The organism is Microcystis sp. LEGE 08355 (genome assembly GCF_015207185.1).
Classification (GTDB): domain Bacteria; phylum Cyanobacteriota; class Cyanobacteriia; order Cyanobacteriales; family Microcystaceae; genus Microcystis; species Microcystis panniformis.
In genome coordinates, this window is sequence record NZ_JADEXI010000851.1 from 1 (window position 1) to 1,473 (window position 1,473).

General features: G+C 41.6%; 2 protein-coding genes and 1 pseudogene. All 3 read right to left on the reverse strand.

Annotated features, from left to right (window positions below; translation table 11 throughout):
* Nucleotides 1-339: pseudogene (locus IQ242_RS24645) on the reverse strand (GTPase ObgE); the annotation flags it as partial.
* Nucleotides 340-383: 44 nt separating this feature from the next.
* Nucleotides 384-713: a hypothetical protein gene (locus IQ242_RS24650; protein ID WP_228021203.1), complete on the reverse strand. Its 330-nt coding sequence runs from the start codon at nucleotides 711-713 to the stop codon at nucleotides 384-386.
* Between the two features lie 127 nt (nucleotides 714-840).
* Nucleotides 841-1,062 (reverse strand): hypothetical protein, encoded by a 222-nt coding sequence (locus tag IQ242_RS24655; RefSeq protein WP_150978015.1) that lies wholly within the window; start codon nucleotides 1,060-1,062, stop codon nucleotides 841-843.
* Nucleotides 1,063-1,473 lie beyond the last annotated feature (411 nt).

The window sequence follows — 1,473 nt, forward strand, 5'->3', positions numbered from 1 at the left end:
CTGTTCGGGAGTGACCAAATCGCCGATAATTTCCTCGCTATCGAGATCGTAAACCACTGTACCACAGGGAACTTTAATAATGCGATCGCTACCGTTAGCTCCGGTGCAGTTGTTCGGGCCGCCCCGTTTACCGTCATCGGCCTTAAAATAGCGACTATACTGGAAATCTAGGAGGGTTTGCAGGTTCTGAGTCGCCACGAAAATCACCGAACCACCTTTTCCCCCATTACCTCCGGCTGGACCGCCAGCGGGGACGTATTTTTCCCGACGGAAAGCGACAATTCCATCACCTCCCTTACCCCCTTCCACTTCTATTTCGGCGCGATCAATAAACTGCATAAGATTAAGTAGTTAAAGTGAAAAAATGATCAAGCTTAAAGCTGTTATAGGTTAATATCTTGCCAATTTAAAGCTTCTGCGAATCCCTGAAAATGTTTGACATTGGTAGTAGCGATGACTAGATAACGGCTCGGATATTGTTTTTTTAATAACTGCCAATGAGCAAGAATAATAATATCTACCTCAATATTGTAATTATCAGCCGTTTGTTGGCCAATCTTTCCAGTTTCTACCCAAATTTGTGACGCTGCTAACATCACCTCGGTATCTAAATTTAAAAAATCAATGACATGGCGTAATTCATTAAGATTATCTAGGCTATTAAAGTAATTTTTTTTGACCGATTCTAAATAATAGGCTTCTTCTGACTTCATAATCATAGATATCGGAACTAACTACATAAACGCCTTTAGACAAAAGTGAATAAAGCCAGTCTTCCCAGTTTACCCGCTTTTTTAGGATGAGTTAATCAACCCAAAACCCCCGAATCGATAAAGACAATCATCCTTGGCTATAAAGCTTTGAACCCAAAGGACGAGCATTATCAATCGCAGTCTGAAAATTGAGCAAACACTGGGAAATTTCTTGGTCTTGCTCATCGGTTATTTGTGACCGTTTTTGTCGTCTTTGTTCTAAGATAGCCAAAGCCGAACGATTTCGTTTAATTTGTTCTTTTCGATCCCAATCTGGATAATTGACAAGTTTGGGTTTTAATTGATTCATCTCTTTAACTGGAAATTGTCTATCACAATCTTAGCCGATCCTTTGACCAAGAACAAGAGGTAACAGGGGGTGCATCTCATTTTTGTAAATCTACTGAGTTGGGATTTTTAAAGGGAAACTCTCTGCTAAAATTGGGCATTACTTCCGATTTTATCACTCAATCCCAGCCTTAAACCCCCCGTCAGGGGAGGAGCTTCGTCCCCCGAACCTTTGACTAACTAATAGCCCACATTCCGCACCCTCAACTGTCACATAAGCTGTCCCCCTCCAGAGACTTGAGTAAAAATACTTGGCTGGTGAAGGTTTTCTCGGTGGCCGTTAGGGGGGTCTTGAGACCCCTAATTATGAAAAAATAGGAATTGTTGGAAAACTTAGGCAGTGGGCTGTTCGACCATGAATCAATCAACAGAA